General features: G+C 46.9%; 19 protein-coding genes. 15 read left to right on the top strand and 4 right to left on the bottom strand.

Going from position 1 to position 25,550, the window contains the following annotated elements; translation table 11 throughout:
• Positions 1 to 15 precede the first annotated feature (15 nt).
• From ACYVK4_RS18930 to ACYVK4_RS18975, 10 genes are all read left to right on the top strand, one after another.
• Complete coding sequence (locus ACYVK4_RS18930; protein ID WP_461129089.1) at positions 16 to 1,089, top strand: glycosyltransferase family protein; 1,074 nt, start codon at positions 16 to 18, stop codon at positions 1,087 to 1,089.
• On the top strand, positions 1,086 to 2,120 hold the full coding sequence (locus tag ACYVK4_RS18935) for a glycosyltransferase family 9 protein (protein ID WP_461129090.1): 1,035 nt from the start codon (positions 1,086 to 1,088) through the stop codon (positions 2,118 to 2,120). Before ACYVK4_RS18930 ends, ACYVK4_RS18935 begins: the two co-directional genes overlap by 4 nt.
• Before the next feature lie 173 nt (positions 2,121 to 2,293).
• Positions 2,294 to 2,944, top strand: a complete 651-nt coding sequence (locus ACYVK4_RS18940; RefSeq protein ID WP_461129091.1) for a DUF5672 family protein — start codon at positions 2,294 to 2,296, stop codon at positions 2,942 to 2,944.
• An 8-nt stretch (positions 2,945 to 2,952) separates the two neighbouring features.
• Positions 2,953 to 3,978 (top strand): glycosyltransferase, encoded by a 1,026-nt coding sequence (locus ACYVK4_RS18945; protein ID WP_461129092.1) that lies wholly within the window; start codon positions 2,953 to 2,955, stop codon positions 3,976 to 3,978.
• A gap of 18 nt (positions 3,979 to 3,996) precedes the next feature.
• Complete coding sequence (locus tag ACYVK4_RS18950) at positions 3,997 to 5,010, top strand: hypothetical protein (RefSeq protein WP_461129093.1); 1,014 nt, start codon at positions 3,997 to 3,999, stop codon at positions 5,008 to 5,010.
• Between the two features lie 112 nt (positions 5,011 to 5,122).
• Positions 5,123 to 6,232: a glycosyltransferase family 4 protein gene (locus ACYVK4_RS18955; protein WP_461129094.1), complete on the top strand. Its 1,110-nt coding sequence runs from the start codon at positions 5,123 to 5,125 to the stop codon at positions 6,230 to 6,232.
• Between the two features lie 8 nt (positions 6,233 to 6,240).
• A complete protein-coding gene (locus ACYVK4_RS18960; RefSeq protein ID WP_461129095.1) occupies positions 6,241 to 7,140 on the top strand; it encodes a glycosyltransferase family 2 protein in 900 nt (299 codons plus the stop codon).
• A gap of 237 nt (positions 7,141 to 7,377) precedes the next feature.
• The gene (locus tag ACYVK4_RS18965) at positions 7,378 to 8,610 is read left to right on the top strand and encodes a hypothetical protein (protein ID WP_461129096.1); all 1,233 of its coding nucleotides are present in this window, start codon (positions 7,378 to 7,380) and stop codon (positions 8,608 to 8,610) included.
• 331 nt (positions 8,611 to 8,941) lie between these two features.
• Complete coding sequence (locus tag ACYVK4_RS18970) at positions 8,942 to 10,108, top strand: glycosyltransferase family 4 protein (protein WP_461129097.1); 1,167 nt, start codon at positions 8,942 to 8,944, stop codon at positions 10,106 to 10,108.
• A gap of 20 nt (positions 10,109 to 10,128) precedes the next feature.
• Positions 10,129 to 11,283: a glycosyltransferase gene (locus ACYVK4_RS18975; RefSeq protein WP_461129098.1), complete on the top strand. Its 1,155-nt coding sequence runs from the start codon at positions 10,129 to 10,131 to the stop codon at positions 11,281 to 11,283.
• A 1-nt stretch (position 11,284) separates the two neighbouring features.
• Here the strand turns inward: ACYVK4_RS18975 and ACYVK4_RS18980 are convergent, their stop codons facing one another.
• The 3 genes from ACYVK4_RS18980 to ACYVK4_RS18990 form a co-directional block, all read right to left on the bottom strand.
• On the bottom strand, positions 11,285 to 12,139 hold the full coding sequence (locus ACYVK4_RS18980) for a polysaccharide deacetylase family protein (RefSeq protein ID WP_461129099.1): 855 nt from the start codon (positions 12,137 to 12,139) through the stop codon (positions 11,285 to 11,287).
• 157 nt (positions 12,140 to 12,296) lie between these two features.
• Positions 12,297 to 13,061 carry a methionyl-tRNA formyltransferase gene (locus ACYVK4_RS18985; protein ID WP_461129100.1) on the bottom strand — a complete coding sequence of 255 codons (765 nt, stop codon included), beginning with the start codon at positions 13,059 to 13,061 and terminating at the stop codon, positions 12,297 to 12,299.
• A 65-nt stretch (positions 13,062 to 13,126) separates the two neighbouring features.
• On the bottom strand, positions 13,127 to 15,106 hold the full coding sequence (locus ACYVK4_RS18990; RefSeq protein ID WP_461129101.1) for a sialate O-acetylesterase: 1,980 nt from the start codon (positions 15,104 to 15,106) through the stop codon (positions 13,127 to 13,129).
• A 135-nt stretch (positions 15,107 to 15,241) separates the two neighbouring features.
• On the opposite strand from ACYVK4_RS18990, the gene ACYVK4_RS18995 reads away from it, so the two are divergent.
• From ACYVK4_RS18995 to ACYVK4_RS19010, 4 genes are all read left to right on the top strand, one after another.
• Positions 15,242 to 16,174: a glycosyltransferase family 2 protein gene (locus ACYVK4_RS18995; protein ID WP_461129102.1), complete on the top strand. Its 933-nt coding sequence runs from the start codon at positions 15,242 to 15,244 to the stop codon at positions 16,172 to 16,174.
• Complete coding sequence (locus ACYVK4_RS19000; protein ID WP_461129103.1) at positions 16,125 to 16,757, top strand: WcaF family extracellular polysaccharide biosynthesis acetyltransferase; 633 nt, start codon at positions 16,125 to 16,127, stop codon at positions 16,755 to 16,757. Before ACYVK4_RS18995 ends, ACYVK4_RS19000 begins: the two co-directional genes overlap by 50 nt.
• Positions 16,754 to 17,524 (top strand): glycosyltransferase family 2 protein, encoded by a 771-nt coding sequence (locus ACYVK4_RS19005; protein WP_461129104.1) that lies wholly within the window; start codon positions 16,754 to 16,756, stop codon positions 17,522 to 17,524. The genes ACYVK4_RS19000 and ACYVK4_RS19005 overlap by 4 nt, the downstream gene beginning before the upstream one ends.
• 159 nt (positions 17,525 to 17,683) lie before the next feature.
• A complete protein-coding gene (locus ACYVK4_RS19010) occupies positions 17,684 to 18,892 on the top strand; it encodes a glycosyltransferase family 4 protein (RefSeq protein WP_461129105.1) in 1,209 nt (402 codons plus the stop codon).
• Between the two features lie 67 nt (positions 18,893 to 18,959).
• On the opposite strand, the gene tkt is transcribed toward ACYVK4_RS19010, so the two are convergent.
• Positions 18,960 to 21,005, bottom strand: coding sequence for a transketolase (gene tkt, locus ACYVK4_RS19015; RefSeq protein ID WP_461129106.1), 2,046 nt, complete (start codon positions 21,003 to 21,005; stop codon positions 18,960 to 18,962).
• A gap of 375 nt (positions 21,006 to 21,380) precedes the next feature.
• On the opposite strand from tkt, the gene ACYVK4_RS19020 reads away from it, so the two are divergent.
• Entirely contained in the window at positions 21,381 to 25,466 is a 4,086-nt protein-coding gene (locus ACYVK4_RS19020) for a hybrid sensor histidine kinase/response regulator (RefSeq protein WP_461129107.1), read from the top strand.
• Positions 25,467 to 25,550 lie beyond the last annotated feature (84 nt).

Below are 25,550 nucleotides of genomic sequence, written 5' to 3' on the forward strand. Positions count from 1 at the left end.
TGCCGTGCCTGATCTATGACCCTTGCATTCACGATCTGCTCCATTAACTATTTAGCCCAGGCTCGTACCCTGGGTGATTCACTGAAGCAGACCAATCCGGACTTTCTGTATATTATTGGACTGGTCGATAAATTAAGCGAAGCTAACCTACCCGATTGGCTTGTACCGGAATACCCTATGATTGAAGTTGACAAAATCGGAATTCCTGATTTTTCAGCTATGTGCGACCGGTATGACATCACAGAACTCAACACGGCGGTCAAACCTTTTTACATCGACTATCTTTATAAAACGTATCCATCGGCGAACCAGGTCATCTACTTCGACCCTGATATCATCGTTTTCCAGCCACTAAACGAACTTAAAGAAGCTCTGAATACGTACAGTCTGGTCGTGACACCCCACATGCTGTCACCCGTAACTGACTGGGAGCGCCCTAATGAACAGCATCACCTTAATACGGGAATTTATAACCTGGGTTTTATTGGCCTGAGCAATGACCCCACCGCCCGGCAATTTGTCGACTGGTGGAAGGATCGACTGGTCTACGAGTGTCGCATTGATTTATGCGAAGGTCTTTTCGTCGATCAGCATTGGGTTAACTTCGCTACGATCTACCATGATAATGTTCTGGTCGATCGCCATTCAGGGTATAATATGGCGTATTGGAACCTGCACGAGCGATATATCAGTCAAACCAAGGACGGTGAGTGGCTAGTAAGCCCAAAGAGCGAGTCTAATGTAATTGAACCGAAGGAGCTACTACAGTTCTTTCATTTTAGTGGGTATAACATCGACAAGCCTGATGACATATCTAAATATCAAACTCGGTATGGTTTTGCCAACCAGCATACAGGAATGCTTAGTTCTTCACGTTATATTGATAAACCAGAGCAGCAACGGCCAGATGTAAGACCCTTATTTGACTTATATCGAAGTCGGCTGATAAATAATCATAATGAAGTATACAGAACATATCCTTGTGTTTACATTAAGCCTACCAAAGACTTACGCTATAAACGAGTTCGTAACTATTTAAAAAAGCCATTCAATAAAATTATTGCGTTATTAGAATCAAACCAAGCATGACAGAGGGACCTCGATTTAGAGAACTTTGGACACATAGATATCATAAATTTCCTCACATTTTAGGAAAATATTGGTCATTTTTCTTAAAATACGTCCGTTTACGCCTGCTAAAGCTGGGGCTCGGTAACCGACAGCTGGTGGCAATTATTTTATCAGAACAGATGGGAGACATTATCGCCTGCGAACCGGTTGCCCGGGAAGTTCGACGACGGCATCCTGATGCATATATCCTTTGGATTGTGCGCAAGCCATTTGTTGATCTGGTTAAATATAACCCATCCCTCGACGGTTTTCTGATTGAGAAATGCCCCAGCGAACGCGTTAAATTGCTCCAGTCGGGTATATATGACAAGGTTTACAATATGCACATATCGCACCGAAAATGTAAATACTGTCCGGAAGATCCAATAAACCCGACGGCCGACGAAATAAACTTAACATTCGACAATTATTTAAATTATGGTGATTTATTGTATACATTTTCGAAAGCCGCCGGTTTGCCAGCCTTAACCGACGACCCAAAAATGTACATCCCAAATCACATTCTTCGGGCTGTTCAATCCCGACACTTGCCAGAGAAAGCCATTGTCCTGCATTGCCAATCGAGCCATATTTTAAAAGATTGGCCAGCAAGTAATTGGAACCAACTGGCACAATGGTTGTTAGAAACGTACCCATACCCAGTCATAGAGGTAGGTCAGATACCAACAGTTACGCTGGCAAACCCACGTTTTTTTAGCCTTTGTGGCCAGCTCAGCTTACTGGAAACTGCGGAAGTGATTCGGACCGCCCAACTTTTTATTGGTATCGACAGTGGTCCCGCACATATGGCTAATGCCATGCATACAGATGGTGTCATCCTGTTAGGAAAACTGTTTGATTTTGTCGATTACCTACCTTACTCCGGGCGTTATAAACGGGGTGAAGGTGTAACTATTCTGAATGATTTTGGCCACCCCTGTGCTGACTTACCCTATGCCTGGGTACAGGAGGCCACACGGCAGAGATTAGGTCAACCTAAACATGTATGATGCAATCAACGACTGTTAGTGTTAATGTAGCGCTACCAGTATACAAACCGAATTTAACAGATCATGAAAAAATTGCGATGACTCAATGCCTGAAAACATTAGGTCATTACCCGATCTGGATCGTTGCTCCTCACTCGCTAGACATCTCGAGCTACCTCAGTTTAAACCCAAACTTGAAAGTTCGCACATTTGATGATAGCTACTTTTATGACATACAGGGCTACAATCGACTAATGCTTTCAGAAGAATTCTATCAGGCATTTGCCGATCAGGAATTTTTATTGATACATCAATTAGACGCCTTTGTGTTTCAGGATGACCTGGCCTATTGGTGTCAGCAAAATTACGATTACATAGGTGCTCCCTGGCTTCGGGACCGGGATTTTAGAGGCTGGTTTGACGAGCTGGATTTTACAATTCGGCAGCGGATCGCTACCTGGCTTGATCTCAAAAAAAAGGACGGAATTACACCACGCGAAATTATTTACCTGAACGGCGTCGGGAATGGTGGCCTGACGCTTCGTCGGGTATCCGCCATGTTGCGCTGTCTGAAGCGTTTCAGGAATAAAATTGTGGAGTATGAGAGCAAGTCAATGCATCAGTACCACGAAGATGCCTTCTGGGGCATTGAAGTAAATCGGTATTGGCCGCATTTACGTATCCCTTCTTATCGAAAAGCACTGCATTTTTCGATTGAATTTTACCCGCAATGGGCGGTTACTCATTATAATGGAGGCAAATTGCCTTTCGGTTGTCACGCATGGAACATACACGGTACGGATTACTGGCGTCCTGTTTTTGCTAAATACGGCTACAAAATTTGAATATTCGCATGACACCCACTCGTAACACGACAATTTCAATTGCTCTTTGTACTTATAATGGCACTGGCTATTTATCAACCCAATGGCAAAGTTTGGTTGAGCAACAGCAACTTCCCGATGAAGTTGTCATTTGCGACGATAACTCTACGGATGGTACCATTGAACTGGTGAACAAACTAGCGGTTGATGCTCCCTTCAAGGTTCGAATCATCAGCAATAAGAAACAGCTGGGTTACAATAAAAATTTTGAGTGCGCTTTAGAGGCATGTACCGGAGATCTGATTTTTATATGCGATCAGGATGACTTTTGGCTTCCTGAAAAAATCAGAACCATGACGCAATACATGGCTCAACATCCCGAGATACAGGTAGCATTCTGTGACGCCTACGTAACAGATTCTCAGCTGGCGGGACGGGACAAGCATTTTTGGGATGTGGTACGGTTCAATAAAATGGCCCAGGATCGCTGGAAATCGGGTGAGGCCATGGAGATCTTACTAGATGGCAACCGGATGATGGGCTGCGCTACCGTTATTCGTAAGGACTTCCTGAACTGCGCTTTACCCATACCTGACAACCTGCCTGGCGAATATATTTACGATGGGTGGATAGCCTTGGTGGGGGCTGCTTATAACGTCATAAGCTTTATAGATCAACCCCTTCAACTATACAGAACGCACGTAGCTCAGCAAGTTGGTGTACGTCCGCCCGAAACAATGGAACGCATACGATTGAGGGACAGGATAACCCGGCATCGGGCAAGAAAATTAGCTCCTCTTATGGAGAAAAAGACAGTCCTAACCAAAATTTATAAATTACTTCAGGGACGCGTACCCAACAGCTCACCCGGCCTGGCCCAACTTCAACGGAGCTTAAGCCACTTCTCCATGCGTAGCAGTTTACCGCACAATCGGTTAAAACGATTATTTCCTGTTTTAACTGGTATGATGAACGGAAACTACAAACGATATGCCGAACCAGCAGCTAATTGGTATGCTCCTTTTCTGGCAGTTTTGGGTGATATACTGGAATGACCTAGTTTTGCAGCCACTGTGCTACTAACGATCTCAACTATCCGTCAACTTCCCCAAGCCATCGCTCTGGGTGATAGTTATACGCAAAACGCGGCCAACTCCGCAGAAAAGCCACTGATTATCATCGGCCTGGCCGATGATATAGCCCATTTACCGGCTGGTTTTATTTCGCCTTATACGTTATTGCCCATACAAGAGTTGATCCGGCAACCCGAACTGGATGCTTTATCAGCAATGTATACCCCTACAGAATTCGCAGCCGCCTGCAAACCACTGTTTGTGGCCGAAGCTTTCAAACGGTTCCCCCAGGAAGACAAACTTATCTATGCTGATCCAAATATTCAGTTCTTGACCCCAGTTTGCACCGTCGGGAAACTACTGGATACGAAAAATATAATTCTAACACCATTCGTCACCCGGAATCCCGGCGACTCACGCTGGCCGGATGAAAAGTTTTTTCAGAATATCGGTCTATATTCTTCCGACTTTCTGGCATTGCGTCGGTCCGATGAGACAAATCGGCTGTTAACCTGGTGGGATGATCGGGTGCGTCAGCGTGCGCGCATGGATTTCTGCGAGGGTCTTTGCCTGGATCAGCTTTGGCTAATGCACGTTCCTGTTTTTTTTAAGGATGTATACGTTAATCGAAACCCCGGTTGGCATATTGGTCTATGGAACCTGCACGAACGAAGCCTTCAACGCCTGGGTAACAAATGGGTGGCGACAAGTCATGTTGCTCAGAACCAGCCTGTCGAATTCATAAACGGCAAAGGGTTGCTCAACCCGGATGAAGGTTTTTTCCCGCATCAAAATCGGCTACCCCTTTCAAGTCGATCTGATATAGCCAGTTTGTTGGCTGAATACCGCCAAAGACTTACGATTTACAACCCAACCCATTTCGAAACCATTGTTCCTGCTTTTGGAAAGCAACCAGAACCCGTTGTCTTGAGAGGATGGCGATACCTTGTCCGGAAATCGCTGCAACGGGTCAACAGCTACATCGATAAGGTGGAGATTCCCGTTTTTAGCTGATCCCTTTGTCCGAATAATCAATTGCCGGTAAGGTTTTATGGAGCAATAACTTTACTTTTGTGAGTACAACATCTCAGAAAAATACAACCCGTCGGTTTGTAGATTTCCCTTCATGAAAGTTCTTTACGACCATCAATCATTTACTGGCGTGCCCTATGGGGGCGTATCGCGTTATTTTTATGAATTGATGCGTTCATTCTCCAGGCGTTCCGATATTGAATTTGAACTATCCCTGCGATTGTCGAACAATGAATACCTCGATCAAACATCGTTCAGTCGGCATTTACGGTATCGGAGTTTGGCCCAAGTCAGAAATGTGCATAAGATAGCGTCCGTTCTGAATCGGCTGTATAGTTTGCAGCGGGTAAGAGCAGGAAAATTTGACGTTTTTCATCCAACTTATTACCATCGTTATTTTCTGAATGCCATTGGTAAAAAACCGTTTGTTCTTACCTTTCACGACGCTACCAGCGAACGGTACGGCAAACAATATCCAGAGGTAGGCGAAGGCTTGTATGAGCTAAAAAAACAACTGATGCGCCGGGCTGACTGCATTATCTCGGTTTCGGAATTCTCGAAACAGGAGATACTTCGATTTTTTCCGGTTGAGGCCGACAAAATAAAAGTGATTCATTTGGGTACGACGTTGGGTGAGGTCAATACGCTGGAAACAGATGCTCGATTTTCAGTACCTGTACCCTACCTGCTCTATGTCGGTAAACGCGCCTTGTACAAAAACTTCGATGGTTTTTTTCGCGCTGTGCAGCCCGTTCTTCAGCGTCATCCCGACCTACACGTGGTGTGTGCCGGGGGCGGTTCGTTTAATCAGACCGAACAAGCCTTGTTTCATTCGGCACGACTGAGCAACCGAATCCATTACCGGCCAGTTACCGATGCCGGCTTATTAACCCTTTATAAAAATGCACGGGCCTTCATTTTTCCTTCCTTAAATGAGGGCTTTGGGATTCCGGTACTTGAAGCCTTTAGCGGGGGCTGTGCCGTGGCTCTAAGCAACCGAAGCTCACTACCTGAAGTAGGGGGCGACGCAGCCCTGTACTTTGATCCGGAAGATGACGACTCAATGGCCGAAACGATAGAGCGCGTTGTTTCTGACGATACGCTCAATGCAGCGCTTGTTCAAAAAGGTACCGAACGATTACGTAATTTTTCCTGCGATAAAACCGCCTTTCAGACACTGGAGGTTTATCGATCTCTCTGCTAAACGACGGTATGAACCAGCATTCTGCATTACTAAGGTCATTTGTAACTCAACCTTATACCCCAGCTAAAACGCCAATAGCTGATGGTAAATCATACCCCAGACTGACGGTTGTAACGCCTTCGTATAACCAGAAGGAATACCTTGAGCGGACAATCTTAAGCGTTCTCAATCAGCACTATCCAAATCTGGAATACTTCATAATGGATGGCGGGTCAACGGATGGCAGTCTGGAGATTATAAAAAAATATGAGCCTTTTCTGGCAGGTTGGGTCAGCGAAAAAGACCGGGGACAAACAGATGCCATCAATAAAGGATTTAGCCGGGCAACCGGTGATTTTGTTGCCTTTCAGAACTCCGACGATGTATTTGCACCAGACGCGTTCAAACGGGTAGCTGAAGCCTGGAGAAAAGCCCCTCATAGCGATGTTTTTTTTGGGGACATGTACATTACTGACGAAGCCGACGTTATTCTGGAGGAACTTAAAGCACCGGACTTCTGTATCGAGTGCCATGTTTATGAGGGCATGCAGGTCTTCAACCAGTCACTCTTTATTCGTCGGGAACGCCTGGCAGAACTCGGTCTGCTCGATGAATCGCTCCGGTTTGCCATCGATTATGAAATAGTCGCTCGATTGGGGGTACGTAAAGGAATACATTTTCAACACGTCGACGGGTTTTGGGGCGCGTTTCGGGTGCAGCCTGACGCCAAATCATCAACAATAGCGTCAACTGTTGGCCGTGATGAGCATTTGAAAATAAAGAATAAATACCAGCCGATGCTGACTTCATCGCTAGGTTCTTCATTCTGGCAACGTTATTGCCGAGTACGTAAATTACTGGCATTTGTATTAAGTGGGCAGTTCGGGTATGTGCGACATAGGTTGCAATTGAAAAAATCCAGACAATGATTGGTTTGCGAAGTGCAAGGATTATCCAGATTGGGTAGTACAGACCATTTCGTCGGTGAGCCGATCACTAAAAGCTAAAAACCGTTTATGAACAATATCATTCGCCTTGCGCAGACACTCAACTATATGCGCATGGTTGTCGGTATCTGCATTATTTTAGATGGCTACCCCTTAATTTTCTTCTTCCGGGATGCTCTTCGGCTGGCTCCGGGCAGTACGGCCTTTACGGCACTGGCCATGGCTGGCGGATTTGTTTTAATGATGCCGTTTACCATTTTCCGTAAACTTTATCGACCCAACGCCACCTTGTTTAAAATAGGTATGGCGTATATCGGGATGAGCATTTTTTACATGTTTTTCCTGAACGGTAGTCCATTCTTTGCTGACTATGATCGAGACATGATATACTTCACGTATATTATTGTTTTCATTTTCCTGCTTATCAATGTACCAAATGACATTGTGAAGGTTTTCATACCGGTTGTTGTCTTATTTACGCTGGCGTCAAACCTTGGACTCATTTACTCTCTACTAACCGATCCTAGCTGGGCTATTGGCCAACGGGCAACCATCGTTTTAAATAATAGTGATGAGGGCTCCGGCAACCCACACGTGTTTGCACGGAACGCATTTATGGGGGTTATAGCCTGCGCTATTTGGCTGATGGCTCCGCAAACGAATTTTTTATTTAGACTCCTCGCTTTTTTTGCGGGTGTTCTGAACATCGTAGTTATCGTGCTGACCCAAACCCGGTCAACGATGCTGGCCCTACTTATGGCCATTGGTCTATTTGCTTATTTCAATGTTCGCCCCGCCCAGATCCGCACGGCCGTGCGTAGTATTGTAAAGCCGATACCCCTGCTTGTCATAGCCGTAGGATTTGTAGGAATCATTTTATTTTTTCAACGGAATTACACCACATACATGATTTTGTCTGATTACCTGTTCAGTTTTTTGGAACGGAATCTGGATAACGTGTATGCCTTTCTGGGGCTAAAAGCTCATGGAAGCGAATTTAAAGCTGTATTGGATGACTCATCAGCCAATCGTACCGAGACTGTTATTTTATTACGCAACTCCTTTTCAGCGGCTCACTTCCATAGATTGATCTTAGGGTACGGATATAAATACACATATTTGGATGTGCCTGTTGTCGAAGCATTCACCAATCATGGACTACCTGGCCTGTTTCTATTCAGCAGTATTAATATATTGGTCATCTATTATATCAGCCGGATTTTTCGCACCAACCCCAACGAGTTGAGCACTTTCCTTGCTTACTTTTATTTACTTGTGTTTGTTCAAATTTTCACAAATGGCAGACCAAACGAAATTGCATTCTGGTTTCCTATGGGCATAATGATTCGTTTTGTTGGCATAGAACATTTATTCCCTGCCTATTTAGCCAAAGAGCCAGCTAAACGCCCCCTTGAAGAATCCCTGGTGGTTGTCAGTCCTGAACCAAGTTAACTTTTGATACCCTGAAGTCGATGGTTTATACCCGTTCGCCATCGCCTACCTGTGGGACTGAGAACTGTTTTTTCTGCTCACTTTCGTACAGATTCTAGTTTGCAGGAGTCTACTGTCCAGACGTAGTCTGCTTTTTTCAGGGCGCTTGCCATTGTAACTGAGTTCACTTTTACGATTACGACCTACTCTACAATTAATTTTCACTCCCATACCCCTTAACTTGCTTGCTCATTCGTTTTGTCACTCCTCTTATCAGCTATTGGAATGGCTAATCAAAAACGATAGAAAATAAGCCAAACTCACTAGTTGCCAGTACTTTTTATTTGTGTAGATGCGCATTTTAATCGTCCATAACATCCTTTGGGCTCACTATAAATCCAGTGTCTTTCAGGCATTGCAACAGCTGGTTGATCAACAGCCTGCTGTTAATATCAACGTGCTTCAAATTGCTCGCACTGAACGAACAAGAGCTCTTTTTAGTGAGGAGGTCGAGTCAGAGGTACCCGTCTACACGTATAATTATGAGTTGTTATTCGACCGATTTCTGGAAGACATCAGTTTGTCTGAACGAATTCGTGCGCTGATCAGCCGGGCCAGTGCATTTAAACCCGACGTCATTACGATCACAGGTTACTATGACCCTGCTCAGGTCCTATTACTTTGCTGGGCAAAATGGAAAGGAATTAAGGTTGTTCTTCAAAATGAAAGTACAGCCGTTGATCATTTACGGGGAGGATGGAAAGAACAGGCAAAACGATGGATCATGCAGCGATGCGATGGCTTTTTTTGCTTCGGCAGCCAATCGGCCGACTACCTATTGCAGCTAGGCGTTCCTCCATCCCGGATACTGCTCCGAAAAAATGCCGTCGATAATCACGCACTCCGATCTATTTACGAAAAGACGCTCCCAAACCGTGAAAGCATCCAGCGAGACATGCAGTTACGGGCAAAAAATTTCATTTTTGTAGGGCGACTTATCGACGTAAAGAATTTACCAGTATTAGTTGATGCGTTTGACCAGGCACTTAAACGGACAATACACCCCTCGGAATGGGGATTAATCCTATTGGGCGACGGCTCTGAGTACGAGTCCCTCCTTAAGCAGATTAATGGGCTTACGTTAGCGAATCAGGTAACTATTTTACCCAGCCGTCCCTGGTTTCGTGTCCCGGAAGTACTGGCCCTGAGCGACGTTCTTGTACTACCCAGCCGTTCGGAGCCCTGGGGATTAGTGGTTAATGAAGCGATGGCCTGTGGCATGCCCGTTATCGTCTCAGATCGCTGCGGTTGCGTAAAAGACCTGGTCCATCAAGAGAAAAACGGATTCGTTTTCGACCCTGACCAGCCCGCCCAACTGACGCAATACCTTCTTCGGTTTATGAATGAAACTGTTGATGCCCGACAAATGGGTCAGTTCGCCAACGAGTTCATTGCACCCTACGCCCCCGAAGCAGTGGCCCGGGAAATGCTTGACGGCTTTAGTAAAATCATGAATTAATCGATTACTACGCAGCATTTATGCGAATTTTAAATATTTGCGCTTACACCTGGCAGTCGGGAGGCCCTCCCAAAATTATTTTCGACCATACTGAAGTTGTTCTTCGCTATGGTCACCAGGTAGACATTCTGAGCCCTTTTTCTCCCGGAGAAAAGCCCTATCCGATCCCGGACGGAGCGCGGCTTATTTTATGTAAGCGTACGCCTGTTATCAATAAATTTTTCCGTGAATTTTCGGTTGAGTTGTACCGGTATCTACAAAAACACGCTCACGAATATGATATCATTCATTGTCATGGTTTGTGGCACTTTGGCACCCTGGCCCCCTTCATGATTGATCGAACAGTGGCCAAAGTGATTACCATTCATGGAGTGCTGGATCGGTGGGTGTATGCGCACAACAACTGGAAGAAGCAGTTGATGGACACACTGGCCCAAAAAGCCTATCTCCAGCGGGCTGATCTGGTGCAGATCAACAACACCGATGAGCAAAAGGATGTACTGCGCTATCTGGGTCATACTCATCCAAACCTTGTTATTATTCCGAACGGGGTTAAGATGAGTGACTTCGTTACATTGCCGCCCAGGGGTACGTTCCGTCGGAAGTTTGGCCTGCCAATGGAGAAAAAGCTGGTGTTGTTTATGAGCCGTCTGAATGCAAAAAAAGGGCTCGATCTGTTGCTCCCCGGCTTCCGGGAGTATGTCCGTCAGCATGCCGACACCGTGTTGGTGTTAGCGGGTCCTGACGACGGCTATGAAGCAACTACCCGACAGTTTATTGAACAACACAATCTCGGCGACTCTATGCGAATGGTAGGCATGTTAACCGGCGATGACAAGAAGGCGGCTCTCGCCGATGCCGATCTGTTTACCCTCCCCTCCTATTCTGAAGGCTTTTCAATGGCTGTACTAGAAGCCATGGCAGCGGGAACACCCACCCTGGTGTCTGATCGCGTTGGCTTTGGTGAAGTAATACGGGAACACAAAGCCGCCGGGTTATTAGCCAGTTTAACCGCAGAAAGCGTAACAGAAGGACTGACACAATTACTGGGTAACGAACAACTGCGTCAAGGCATGGCCGCCAATGCAACGGCATTACTAAAAAAACAATATGACATTGATGTCGTGGCGAAACAGCTCCTCGACGAGTATGCCCGGGTTTGTAAAAAGCCCTGATCTATATCCGGACATCCCGGCGAATTACATTGCCCCACTCCACCTGCCGGTCTGCTTCAGCTAAATCGACAAATGGAAAGTCCAGTAACAGCTGCTTTAATTTGGGCAGGCAGTTCTGTAATCCATAGTACGATTTGAACTGTCTGGCCCGGCTCAAACCCGGAATCATTGGCTGACTGGCGTCGAAGTCCCGGGGGTGAAAATAAGTCATTACGTAATTCGAACGACGCATAAACCCTTTGATGATGGAATACGGGAATAACCTGAAATACCCACCACCCGAAAAGATTAGATCCTGACCAAACACGGGTGCTGTGTTTATTGGAAACTCCTTCAGCAAGGTTCCGCCAACGTTCAGGTAACCCGGTTCGAACATGTTCAATGAAGCATCTCCACCATGCGATCGACGAGCCGAAAAGACGGAGCAATCAATCTCGATGCCCTGCTCGATCAGAACCGGGAAAACCCACCGATTAAATTCTTTGATCGAAAATCCCGGTGCCCGGTAGGAACGGATTTTTTTGCCAGTCAAATCCTGCAAGTGTTTTATTGAACGCTCCAGATCGGCCTGAAACTCAGCGGGCGTTTGTTCATACGCTAACTGGTGCGCATAGGAATGTGTCGCAATTTCGTAACCAGCGGCATCGATCCGGCGAATAACATCGGGATGTTTATCGGCCACCCAGCCTAAGCAAAAAAACGTTGCCCGACTATTCGTATCCTCTAAAAGCTGGAATATGCGATCCATATTCTGATAGATACGGGTTTCGTACCGCCCCCATTCGGCTTCTGTACGGGTGGACGCATTATCAAGAATATGAAACCACTCTTCTATATCAAACGTAAGAATATTCATTCAGAAAGAAAGTAAGTCGGTAAGTTACTTAGTCGGTAAGTCGGTAAGTCAGTAAGTCAGTAAGTCAGTGAGGGGCTGACGCGAGAGCTTCTTTGGCGTCAGCTCCTTACTGACTTACCGACTTACTGACTTACTGACTAAGTAACTAATCGACTAATTAGTAAAACCGTTTTCCGGCGGCCAAAAACTCCTTTACATCATTTTGGGTCGGGAAGGTAAAGTAGGTCATCTGGGAAGCATCATTCTCAATCAGTTCATATTTCCCGGAATGTACCTTTTCGATGGATTTAAGGATGGCATCCATCCCCATTTTTTTGGTAACATCGATCAATTCTGCCTGACTCATGTTACCGATGGCCAACTTTTCCTGTACCAGAATTGGACCGCTATCAATGCCTTCATCAACAAAAAAAACGGATACACCCGTATGCGTTTCTCCATTTTTTAATACCCAAAACGAAGGCATCAAGCCACGGTATTTTGGCAGCAAGGCAGTATGTAAGTTAATACAGCCATGCGTAGCCACGTCGAGAAGTTTACGCTTAAAGATTTGGTTACCCGCAATAGAGACAAATAAATCAGGCTTGTACGCCCTCAGCTTTTCCAGATTCTCGTCTTTGTTGATGTTTCCCTCAATATGAATGAGCGGAATATTACGGTCAGACAGCACTTTACGGACGTTATTCCGGCTGTCTAATTTAGAGGTGACGAACTTAAAGCCATACCGGATAAAAAAGGGCAAACCAAATATATCATATGTCTTCTTTATCTTCTCACTGAAACTTTCCCTCTTCCCGAATGGCGACACATCGAACACGACCGTTGCAACGACCTCTGCATAAGGAGGCAATTTCTTTAATAAATAGTCAATGTTACGAGCCAGATAGAACGGATCATCCTGCGTAAGAATTACAAGTCGCATAAACTTAAAGATAGCTTTTGAGGTGTAAAACTACATATTCCGACCGGAAAGCCAGTAGTTGTTTCTCAGCGAACGACCACTTTCCTGCGCATGGAGCGTCCTTCTGACATTTGTATATCAGCAATATATACCCCGGCTTCCAGCTCATTTAAGGCGATTGACAGTTTATTTTTAGCCAATCCGCGCCAGGTTTTCACGGTCCTACCCAATACATCCCGTAGCGTAAGCTGGGTGAATGTCATTAGGTTAGCTTCTATACTTAGTAAACGATCCATCGAAAGTGGGTTCGGGTAAAGCTGGACAATGGGTTCTATCTGTTCAACTCCTAAAACAAGGGGCCGGGCACTAACCGTGTTACTATACGGCGACTCCGAGATTGAACTATAGGCACGCAATCGGTAATAATACGTCCCAAACATGTTAGGCAGGTTTGTATCGGTAAAGGTATTTGTCGTCCCATTCAGAGCAGCAATCTGCCTGAAGTTAGTGGGCGTATCCTCTGCTCGCTCCAGGAACTGGGTTTGTGCCGTTGCTGAGGCCGTCCAGTTTATTTGAATCTGGTTTTCCGTGATCGGCTTTGCTGCCAGTGTGGTAACCGGGGCTATGGCATCGGCAATAGCGACATTGTCAAACGTAAAAGCCCTCATACCCCGACTATTTTTCAACGTAGGCCCATCATAAAACTCTGACGCAGAATCTGAAAAGAATGCGGGTAAATACCGAATTGTTTTAGCCGAAGCAGGTTGTTTCAGCCGAAGCGTTACCCGATTTCCGGAAGCCGACCCACCCGCGATCAAACCAGCTTGTTTGTCGAGGTAAAAGAAATCTTTCAGTTCGCGAAAAGCGATTTTTTCCCCTGTGGCAAAATTATAGAATGTCGTATCGTTCATCCACACCATCTGACTATCGAACTCCAGCGTAATCGTATCTTTCCGGACATTGTAAAATGTTTTTCTTATATCCGGCGAATTAATCTGGACTGTATCCTTTGAGCCGTACATGTCTCGGGCAATGAGCCGAAATTGTTCAAAAGCCAATTTTTGATTGGCCAAACCTGAATAATGTATTCCATCGTAGCCGGGTGTACCAACCGTTGCTACAGTTTCTACGTTCTTGAACAAGTATTTGGTTCGTCGTTGAAAATCCCTCAGTTCTGCCGCACCATCCTGAGGAACATTCAGTATGTTAATTTGACCGACATATATGCGGGCATTCCCATAATCTTCCCGAAGCTGATTATAGAGAGTGGCAAACTTTACATCATAGCCGGCGGTTTCCAATCCCGCTTCGGCTTCACCCTGTTTCCAGATAATAGCCTTCACTTGTTTAGCCACCCCTGCCAGCTGAGCCCGATTCAACAAGTTTCCGTAGAATGTAATGGGATTAGCGTGATTGCTCGGATCTCTGCTCGTCAATGCATCAATGCCCGTTCCCCCTTGTGCACCGTTCAACACACAGGTGGGAATACCATAATTTTCCAGAATTAATCGTTGCAATGTCAATCCAAAGCCCCCAATACTGGCAAAAGGTTGTTTAGCCTGAAACCAGCTAACGCGTCCCTTCGCACCCTCGTAGGTGTAATCAGCATTACGCATATACTTGTCGTCGAAATTAAATGAGTACAGCTCGTCTAACTCCGGAAGGGCCAACGCGTTTGACTGGCCATAAAGAATGTACACGTCACCACAGACAATACGTTTGGGCTCAGCCACAAGCAGCGAATCAGCGCCTTTGTACATAAATACCCGGAAGGTATACTCTGCGGGTTCGGCTTTTATAGCGTACGTTAAATTAAACGGAAACGAGTTGCTGGCCGCGTCGATTGTTTGGCTGACTACATTGGTGAGTACCCCTTCCCGGATCACCTGCATCCCAATTTTTGCATAACCCGGTGTATCGGTCTTCCCACTAATAACAACATTAGCCTCATTATTAACATCGCGTGGGTACAGTTGAAGATCATTGGGTAACTGCTCGAAAATCAACTGCCCTGAGGCTGAAAAATAGTACAAAAACAATATAAGGCTAGTAAAAACTGTTTTCATCTGCTTTGTTGAGTATAAAAAAAGTCATAATATTGCATTAGCTAATATCGACCATCAATGATGGGTAAAAATAGATTCTTTTGGGCATAAAAGAATTAAAATAGGCCATATTATATGCCCATTGTTTAATTAAATATGACCGACGTATCCGTCATCATTCTGACACACAACGAGGAAAAACACATTACCCGCTGTTTACAGAGTATACTCCCGTTTACGGATAAAATATTTATTGTCGATTCCTTTTCAACTGACCGAACTGTTGAGATAGCCCGCTCGCTGGGAGCCGTTGTCGTTCAAAACAGCTGGGTGAACTACGCGACTCAGTTTAACTTTGGCATTACGAACACCCCGTTCCAAACGTCCTGGCTCATGCGGATGGATGCTGATGAATATGTAATGCCCGAATTAGCGAGTGAGATTAACCAGCGACTAGCTGGTTTGCCCGCTGAAGTAGGTGGGGTTTATGTGAAACGACGGGTGTTTTTTTTAAATCGATGGATGCGTCATGGTGGGTTCTATCCTATCTGGCTACTCCGGTTATGGCGTCGGGGTGATGGTTTTTGTGAACAGGTGTGGCACGATGAACATATCAAACTGACGAAAGGTAGTCCCTTGCAGTTTGCCCATGATATTGTTGACCACAACCTGAATAACCTCACCTGGTGGACACAAAAGCATAATCATTATACCATTCTGGAGATGATTAACCTGCTCAACTACCGATATAAATTTGATGAGGCAGCAACAGTGGAGGCCCGTTTTTTTGGAACGCAGGATCAACGCATCCGGTATTTAAAAGAGAAGTACGCTTCATTGCCGCTTTTTACCCGACCTATATTGTACTTTATATATAGGTATTTTGTTCGAATGGGTTTTCTGGATGGGCGTGCAGGTTTTGTCTGGTGTTCTCTACAAGCCCTATGGTACCGTTTTCTGGTCGATGCCAAACTGATGGAAGTTACCATTCGGGCAGGGACTAACAAAGAAGCAATCATTAATTATTTTTTAACTGAATATGGCAAAGACCTCAGACCAGCCCGACCTGAACAAGTCAGTCAGTCATAATTCAACAAACCAGAATGATCCAATCGTTGAAGCTGGCCGAACTGATCTGTCACGCTTTAATAATAGTTGGTACAAACCTGGTCCACGCTGGAAAATAATATTGTGGTTTCTGACCAATTCGATTTTTTTAAACTCTTATCTGCCGGTGCCCATAGCCCTTAAAGTAGCCATCCTTCGGCTATTTGGCGCAAAGATTGGCAATCGGGTTGTTATAAAACCATCGGTAAATATTAAGTACCCCTGGTTACTTCATATTGGAAATGACGTCTGGATAGGTGAGCAGGTGTGGATTGATAACCTGAGCGAGGTAACCATTGGTGATCATGCGTGCCTGTCGCAGGGGGCAATGATCCTGACGGGTAACCACGACTACAGTAAGGCTACCTTTGATTTGACAACCCGGCCTATTTCATTAGCCGACGGGGTCTGGATTGGCGCCAAAGCCATTGTCTGTGCGGGTGTTCGCTGTGAGTCACACGCGGTTCTGGCCGTTAATTCAGTAGCCACCCGTCCTCTGGACGCCTATGGTATTTATCAGGGAAACCCGGCCATTTGGGTCCGACAACGAACAATTAAGGCGTGAAAGTATCCATCATAACCGTTGTGTATAACGGGGCAGAATTCATTCGGGATTGCATCGAGTCAATTTTAAACCAGACTTATACCAACATTGAATACATAATTGTTGACGGCCAATCGACCGATGGTACGGTTGACATTGTAAATGCATACGGCACGAAAATTGCCAAATTCATTTCAGAACCTGATAAGGGTTTATATGATGCCATGAATAAAGGGATCGGCCTGGCTACCGGCGAAGTTATTGGCTTACTCAATGCCGATGATTTTTACCGACACAACCGAGTGATCGAAAACATGGTGGCCACGTTCGAAAAGACAGGAAGTGACGCTGTTTACGGCGATATGCTGTATGTAGACCGAACGAACACACAAAAGCTGAAACGCTACTGGCGATCGGGCTGGTACAATGAGAATGCTTTTTTATGGGGGTGGATGCCTGGCCACTTATCGTTTTTTGCCCGACGCTGGTTGTATGATCAGTACGGCTTATTTCGGTTGGATATGAAAAGTGCTGCCGATTATGAATTGATGCTGCGATTCATTCATAAAAACAAGGCGCGTATTGCCTATATGAATGAAGTAACGATTGTTATGCGGGCTGGTGGCATTAGTAACAGCAGCGTACAAAATCGGCTCCGGGCGAACCGGGAAGATCAGTTAGCGTGGAAACTCAATGGTCTTAAACCTTACTTTTTTACTTTTTGGCTTAAACCACTCCGCAAGATCAAGCAATATGTTACCAAACCACCCGAGATTACCGACAGATAACCGTTTCCGTTAAATCAGATTTTTATCTGTCGAATTCATAAACCCATAAACTTTACGCTCCTTAGAATCCGAATTGGGTAGCCAGTTTTGAATTAGGTGCGTTGCTTGCCAAGTTTTCACCATAGCTGGCAAGATTATTTGCTACTAAACGAACGCCTTATGAATATTGATTTATTGATTGCATACCTGCAGAATAAATTCAATGATGAGCATTTTACGTTTGGCGTCTACCAATGCGTACTCTCATTTTTAGTTGCCTGCTTTGTGGCGGTAGTAGCTATTCCAGTGATTATTAAGATTTCAGAACTGAAGTCACTGATGGAAAAGCCCGGAGCCCGCCGATCGCATTCAACACCCACGCCCACCTTTGGCGGAATTGCCATCTTTGCAGCCATTCTCATTTCCTATTTCCTGTGGCCTAGTATTGACCAAACCGATTTGTACAGCACAAATTTGTCGATAGCCGGCATGACTATTCTGTTCTTTATCGGCATCAAAGACGATCTGGTGGGTATTGATCCGGCAAAAAAACTGATGTTTCAGGTATTGGCGGCTATGATCCTCATTCTTTTCGGCGACTTGCGCGTCGATTATATGTATGGCATTCTGGGGTTTCATCACATTGAACCCGTTATTAGTATAATCCTTACCTGCTTTATCTTCATTACCCTCACCAACGCCATCAACCTGATCGACGGTATCGATGGGTTGGCTGGCGGCATCGCAACCATTGCCAGCAGTACGTTTGGCGGCTGGTTTCTATTGACCGATCACTACACCATGGCCTGTCTTGCCTTCACCTTAGCAGGGGCATTATTAGGATTTCTTCGGTTTAATTTCTCGAAGACGAGCAAGATTTTCATGGGCAATACCGGTTCGCTCATCATTGGATTTATGCTGGCTTTCTTTGCCGTTCGGTTTGTCAATCTAAATGCAGCTTACCGATACGAACCAACAGCCTTTTTCAATGCACCAATCATTGCCATCGTCATTTTAATTGTGCCCCTTTTCGATACGTTGCGGGTGTTCCTGGTCAGAATCCTGGCAGGGCGGTCTCCTTTTTCAGCCGATCGCAATCACATGCACCATATTTTGTTGGACAATGGCTTGTCGCACGCCGGGGCTACGGCGGTTTTGTGCGGCACATCGCTGTTCAACACGGTGCTGTTTCTGTTTCTACACCGGAACATCTCAAACACCCTCTCGCTGATCATTCTGGGTTTGCTTTTCGGGTTGTATATGCTGGTTAGCTTCACCCTCAAAATGCGGGTTATGTACGTTTCTACACATCCCCGCCGTCGGAAGGCCGTTTTACGCCGGGAGTTACAGAATGGTATTGTAGGCCGTCGTATTATCGATTATTTATAATAACCAATAGCTCATAAAAAAAGCGACCCATCTTAATGGGTCGCTTTTTTTATGAGCTGATAAAAGGTCAGGATAATACCTCTTTCTCCTCCATTCCTTCCGGCTGACCAGCCAGTACTTTTTTAGCCTGCTCAACGACATTATCAACGGTAAAGCCAAAGTAAGCCATTACTTCCTCGCCCGGTCCCGACAACCCGAAACGGTTCATACTTATAGTCGTTCCTTCGTCAGTCACGTATTTATGCCAGCCAATTGGAGAGCCCATTTCAACAGCCAGTCGCTTTCGGATGGAAGGTGGCAACACCTCATGCCGATACGCCTGATCCTGTTGCTCGAACAACTCCCACGACGGCATACTCACCACACGGGCCTGAATACCCTGTTTCTTGAGTTGGGCCTGCGCTTCCATCACGAGAGACACTTCGGAACCCGTCGCTATTAGAATGAGCTGAGGAACGCCCTCCGCTTCACTCAAAATATAGGCACCTTTTTCCACCCCCCGGGCTGATCCATATTTGGTCTGATCGATAACCGGTAATTTTTGTCGTGAAAGAATCAGCACGACCGGAGTTTTCGGTTGCAGCATGGCTACACGCCAGGCTTCAACCGTTTCGTTGGCATCGGCAGGCCGCAAAACAATGATGTTTGGAATGGTTCGCAGCGAAACGAACTGCTCAACCGGTTGGTGAGTGGGTCCGTCTTCGCCTAACCCGATACTATCATGAGTAAAGACAAACGTTGCCGCCGATTCAGCCAGAGCGGTCAGGCGAATAGCCCCCCGCATATAATCGGAAAAATTCAGAAAGGTACCGCCATACGGGTGTACGCCACCATGCTGGGCCATACCGTTCAGAGCAGCACCCATTGCGTGCTCACGAACGCCAAACCAGATATTTGAATTGCCGTAATGACCGGGCTGAAAGCTGATATCCCCCTTGGTTGGCATATCGTTTGACGATGCCAGATCGGCTGAGCCGCCAAATAGATAAGGCACCCGTTTTTTCAGCGCTTCAAGCGCTTTACCCGAGGCCTGCCGGGTTGCCAACGGCCCATCTGCGGGAGCAAACGTAGGCAAGTCCCCCTCCCAATCCTGCGGAAGTTTGCCGGCGAATGAAATCGTGAACGTTGCAGCTTCGTCTTCAAATTGACTTTTATACGCGTCGAATCGTTTCTGCCAGTCGGCCTGGAGATCAGCCCCCCGCTTTCCGGCTTCCAGCAAATGAGGCTTCACCTCGTCAGGTACGACAAAAGTTTTATCAGGATTCCAGCCGAAAAATTCCTTTGTTTTGCGCACGTTCTCTTCACCCAATGGACTCCCGTGTACTTTACTCGTACCTTCCTGCGGACTACCGAAACCAATAACCGTACGCACGGCAATAATCGACGGTCGTTCCGTTTCGGACTGGGCAGCTCGAATGGCCGCTTCGATGGCATCCAGATCATTACCGTCGGCCACCTGTTGGGTGTGCCAGCCGTAGGCGTCAAATCGAGCCATACGATCCTCTGTGAAGGCCAGATTGGTAGGGCCATCCAGCGAAATCAGGTTATCGTCGTACAGGTAAATAAGCTTACCGAGTTTAAGGTGACCCGCCAGCGAAGCCGCTTCGGAGGCAATACCTTCCATCAGATCGCCATCACTAACAATCGAATAGGTATAATGATCCATCAGAGTATGCCCTTCCCGATTGTAGGTAGCCGCCAGAAAAGCCTCTGCCATAGCCATACCTACACCATTGGCAAACCCCTGGCCTAGTGGCCCGGTCGTCACTTCGACACCCGGTGTGAGGTTTGATTCGGGGTGGCCGGGCGTTCGGGAATGCAGTTGCCGGAAACGTTGAAGGTCCTCCAGGGAAAGGTCATAGCCATACAAATGCAGCAGGCTATACAGTAAGGCGGAACCGTGCCCGGCAGACAGTACGAAACGGTCCCGATCTGGCCAATGCGGATCGGTGGGATTAAACCGTAAAAAGCGAGACCAGAGCACATAGGCCATAGGTGCTGCACCGAGTGGCAAGCCGGGATGTCCCGAATTGGCTTTCTGAACGGCATCCACCGATAAAAACCGGATGGTATCAATACTGAGTTGGTCGAGGTCAACCGAGTTTGTGGTCATAACGAAAAAGGCAAACGTTGAAAAACCTTATTAGCGACTGATGCTACTGATTTCTATCAGCAGCCTACTTAACTAAACAACTAAAGCAGGAAGAAGATTGAAAAAAAAAGCCCTGCTATATTTCCTCTTTGACAATCAATGACTTATGAATTTTTTTCTTAGTAAATAAAGATTATTCGCACATAAACTGTGTCGACTCGACCAACGCAGGTGTTCATCGTTCGTATCCGTATTTTATAAATACCCCTCTATTGCGATTAAAACGTCAGCCAAACTTTTGCTTTAGAACAAGAGGGTTGATACAAATGCCATTCACATTAAATAATATAGAAAAAAGCCTTTGTCTGATATACCAACGGTAATCGGCGATTTCCTATGCATTCTCGGCTATGTGCATTGATTTGGGCGTCACTCACGATACTGTCCGTTTCCCGGTCAGTGGCCCAAACGCGTACTCCAGTCAGTGATGTCATCAGCACGGACCTGATTTTCGAACAGTACAACAGCCGTAACGGCCTGCCCGACGACCGGACGCGGGCGCTTTTTCAGGATAGTAAAGGTTTCCTGTGGGTGGGTACCATGAATGGGCTGGCCCGATATGACGGGTACTCGTTTACCAACTATTACCACGATAACGGCAGCAATAGCCTGGCTGGAAGCTGGACGAATGCCATCTGCGAAGCAACTGACCACGCCCTCTGGATCGGTACGAAAGAAGGCCTAAGCCGCTTCGATCCGCGCCGTAAAACGTTTACCAACTTTCAACACATCCCCGGCAAGGCCAACTCCCTCCTGTATAATGAAATTAATAGCCTTGTTTTCGACAGCGCAGGCCAGCTCTGGATTGCTACCCCCGAAGGACTCACCGTTTTCAATCCGCTAACGCAAACGTTCAGGCGCTTTTCGACCTATCCCCTCACCACACGCATTTCCCGACTGTTCCGCTCAACCGGCGATGTAATCTGGATGACCACCAACGAAGGGCTGGTGAAGTACCATACGAAAACGGATTCGTTCGATTTTTTCCCGTTGACCGCTCGTACCAATCCGTTTGGCGACCGCTTTTCGTCGCTGCTCGAAGTAAACCACGATCTTTACATCGGCACGTTCATGGATGGATTGTTTCGGCTGCCTTTTAATGAACAAACCGGTCAATATGGCCCGATGGAACCCATGAAATCCTTCGTTGACGGCCGACCGGAAAAACGTGATGTGCAAATCCTCGACCTGTGCCAGTCGAAAACCGGGACGATCTGGCTGGCCACCAACAATGGCGTTGCCCGAATTGATCACCTCCAACCGGGTCGTTCGGACCTGCACTATTTCCAGCACAACCTGACAAACGGCCAGAGCCTAAGCAATAATACGGTTTATAAAATTCTGATTGATCGGACAGATGTGCTTTGGTGCGGTACGGAAAACGGCCTGAATAAAACGGATCTGCAACTCCTCCCCTTTACGTATTATACCTTTTTCAACCAGCATGCGCAGGATCAGGTCCGCAGTATTTACTCGGTAACCGGCGAAACCCTCTGGTTCGGCACGGTCAAATCCGGCTTATATCAGTACAACACCAACACCGGCGCCACCCAGCACCTTCAGTTTGGCCCCGGCGACTCATTCTTAAATGAACAACGGGCCATCTACCCCGATGTTGACGGCTCCCTTTTGCTTGGCACCCTGGGCGGAATGATACGGTTGCCCACCCACGCGCCCACTTCGCCCACCATTGATTTACGTGGTTTGGCAACTTACGCCTTCCTGACCGATTCCCGGAAAAATCAATGGATCGGCACCAATGTCGGCCTTTACCGAAAAAGCCCTGATGGCAAAACCACCCAACGGCTGCTCAATGGGAAGGCCGGAAAAAGTAATTTTGTGCGGGCCATTTTCGAAGACCATACCGGTATGATCTGGGTCGGATACGAGAATGTGGGGCTTTACTGCCTGAACCCCAAAACCGGCGAATTCTGCCGGGTAACACCAGACCATGCTAAGCAGCGTCTCGCGGGGAACACTGTTTTTACGATCCTTGAATACCCAAAAAATGTACTTTGGGTAGGTACCGATGCCGGGCTAAATAAGCTAACACTCGGGCCTGGGCAAACTTATCAGCTTAAAACATACGCCGAAAAAGACGGATTACCCGCTCAAGCCATTAATAGCCTGCTGCCCGACGGGGAAGGGAACCTCTGGATGGGTACCATTAAAGGGCTGGTCCGGTTTTCGCCCAGGCAGGAACAGTTCCAGATTTACCTCAGGGGCAGTAGCTTTCGATACAATGGCGGTTGTCGATTAACGAACAATAAATTACTTTTCGGCACGTCAGACGGCTTTGTGGTCTTCGATCCGGCTGCTATTCACCCCGTTTCGAGTGTGCCGCCGGTAGCCTTGACAGAGCTGAAAGTCGTCAATAATCCGGTAGCGATCGGCCAGGTGTTTAACGGAGATACACTGCTGCATCAGGCCATCGACCATACCCCGTCCATTACGCTGAACCACTTGAACAATGTGTTCACCCTTGGGTTCTCTGCCCTGCATTTTTCCAATCCGGCCGACAATGCCTACGTGTTTAAACTCGAAGGATTCGACAAGGACTGGGTGCATACAAACGCCCAAAACCGGTCGGCTACCTACACCAATCTGGACCCCGGTACCTACCGCTTTCAGGTGAAGGCTGCTAATTACCTTGGTCAGTGGAGCCCGAGACCCGCCGTTCTACTGGTAACGGTGTTGCCCGCGCCCTGGAAAAGTAACTGGGCTATTACGGGTTATTTACTCCTTGCGGGTCTGACCCTGTTCCTGGTTGTGCGCTACCTGCTGGTTTTATCGCGACAGCGGCAGCTCCTAGAATTCACGCAGCGGGAAAAAGAACAGCAGGATCGCCTGTACCGAATAAAAGTCCAGTTTTTTACCGACATTTCTCACGAGTTTCGAACGCCCCTTTCGCTGATCAGTGGCCCCGTCGAAGACCTGATTCTCGCCAAAGAGGTGCAGGGAGCTGTTCGGCAGAAAATTGAATATGTACAGCGAAATACCCGAAAGCTGTTGCACCTCATCGACGAATTGATGACGTTTCAGAAAATGGATCAGGGCAAGCTCAGGCTTCAACTCGAACGTATTGACCTGAGCCACTTTATTCAGGAGTTCGTGGCCAACTTCGACCTGCTGGCCCAACAGAAAGGCATTGAGTTTCGGCTGGTCGTGGAAGACCTGCCCCTGTATGTACCAATCGACTCCGGCAAACTGGACAAAATTCTGACTAATCTATTGTTCAATGCTCTGAAATTTACTCCCGCAGGTGGCTATGTTCAGCTCAGTGCCGACCTGTTACCGGCCGACAGAAACGACAGCGAATCGGGCAAATGGATTCGCTTTACGGTAGAAGACAATGGGAAAGGTATTCCACTAAACGAACAAACCCATCTGTTCGAACGCTTTTTCCAATCTGAAACGATCAAAGGCGGCACCGGCGTTGGGTTATCGTTGGTAAAAGGTTTGGTTGAGTTGCACAAAGGGCAGATTTCCGTTCAGAGCGAGCCCCACGTGCGTACCACTTTCACAGTGTTGCTCCCGGTATTGCCAACTGAAGCCATAGAGCCCATCGCGGCAGAACAGGTGTCGATGCCGGATTTGCCAACAAAGCTACCCTCCCTAAACGAGTCGCCTGTGCCGACCGATACAACCCGGCAAGCCAGCCTGCTGCTGGTTGACGATAATATTGATGTATTGAACTACCTGGAGTTGACTTTCCAGTCTCAGTACAGTATTCGCAAAGCGGGAAACGGGCAGGAGGCTCTTCGGCTCATTCAGCAACACGAGCCCGACATCGTTATTAGTGATGTTTCGATGCCCATCATGGACGGGATGGAGCTGTGCCGACGACTCAAAACAGACCTGGCCACCAGCCATATTCCGTTTATCTTGCTGACTGCCCGTACGGCTGTCGAAAATGCTCTGGAAGGGTTGGGGGCCGGTGCCGACGATTACATTGCCAAACCGTTCCACCCTACTTTGCTGGCGGTTCGAGTTAAGAAACTGATTGAGAACCGTCGGCAACTGATTCAGAAGTATCAGTCTACCGGCGTGCTTATTCCAGAGAATATCAGCACAAATCCACTCGATCAGGTGCTGCTGCAAAGAATCATTGACACCATCATGATAAACTTAGACAACGAAGAGTTTGGGGTCGAAGCGCTGGGGGAGTCTGTCAATATGAGCCGCAGCAATCTCTTCCGGAAGCTGAAGGCGATCACCGGCCAGACACCCATCGAATTCATTTACAACATTCGACTGAGTCACGCACTGGCGTTGTTGCTGGAACGTAAACTGAATATTTCGGAAATTACGACTGCCGTTGGGTTCAAAACCCGTTCTTCCTTTACAAAATCGTTCCGCAAGCACTACGGCAAAGCTCCTACAGATTACCTGAACGAGGTTCTGGCGAATCAGGGCCGATAATACGGTCTCCTTACAACATCTCGTCCCCTTTTTGGCACCCCTGGCTCCCTCGCCGGCTGGTAAATTCACGTCTTTTGTGGCTTC

The organism is Spirosoma aerophilum, from assembly GCF_054782495.1.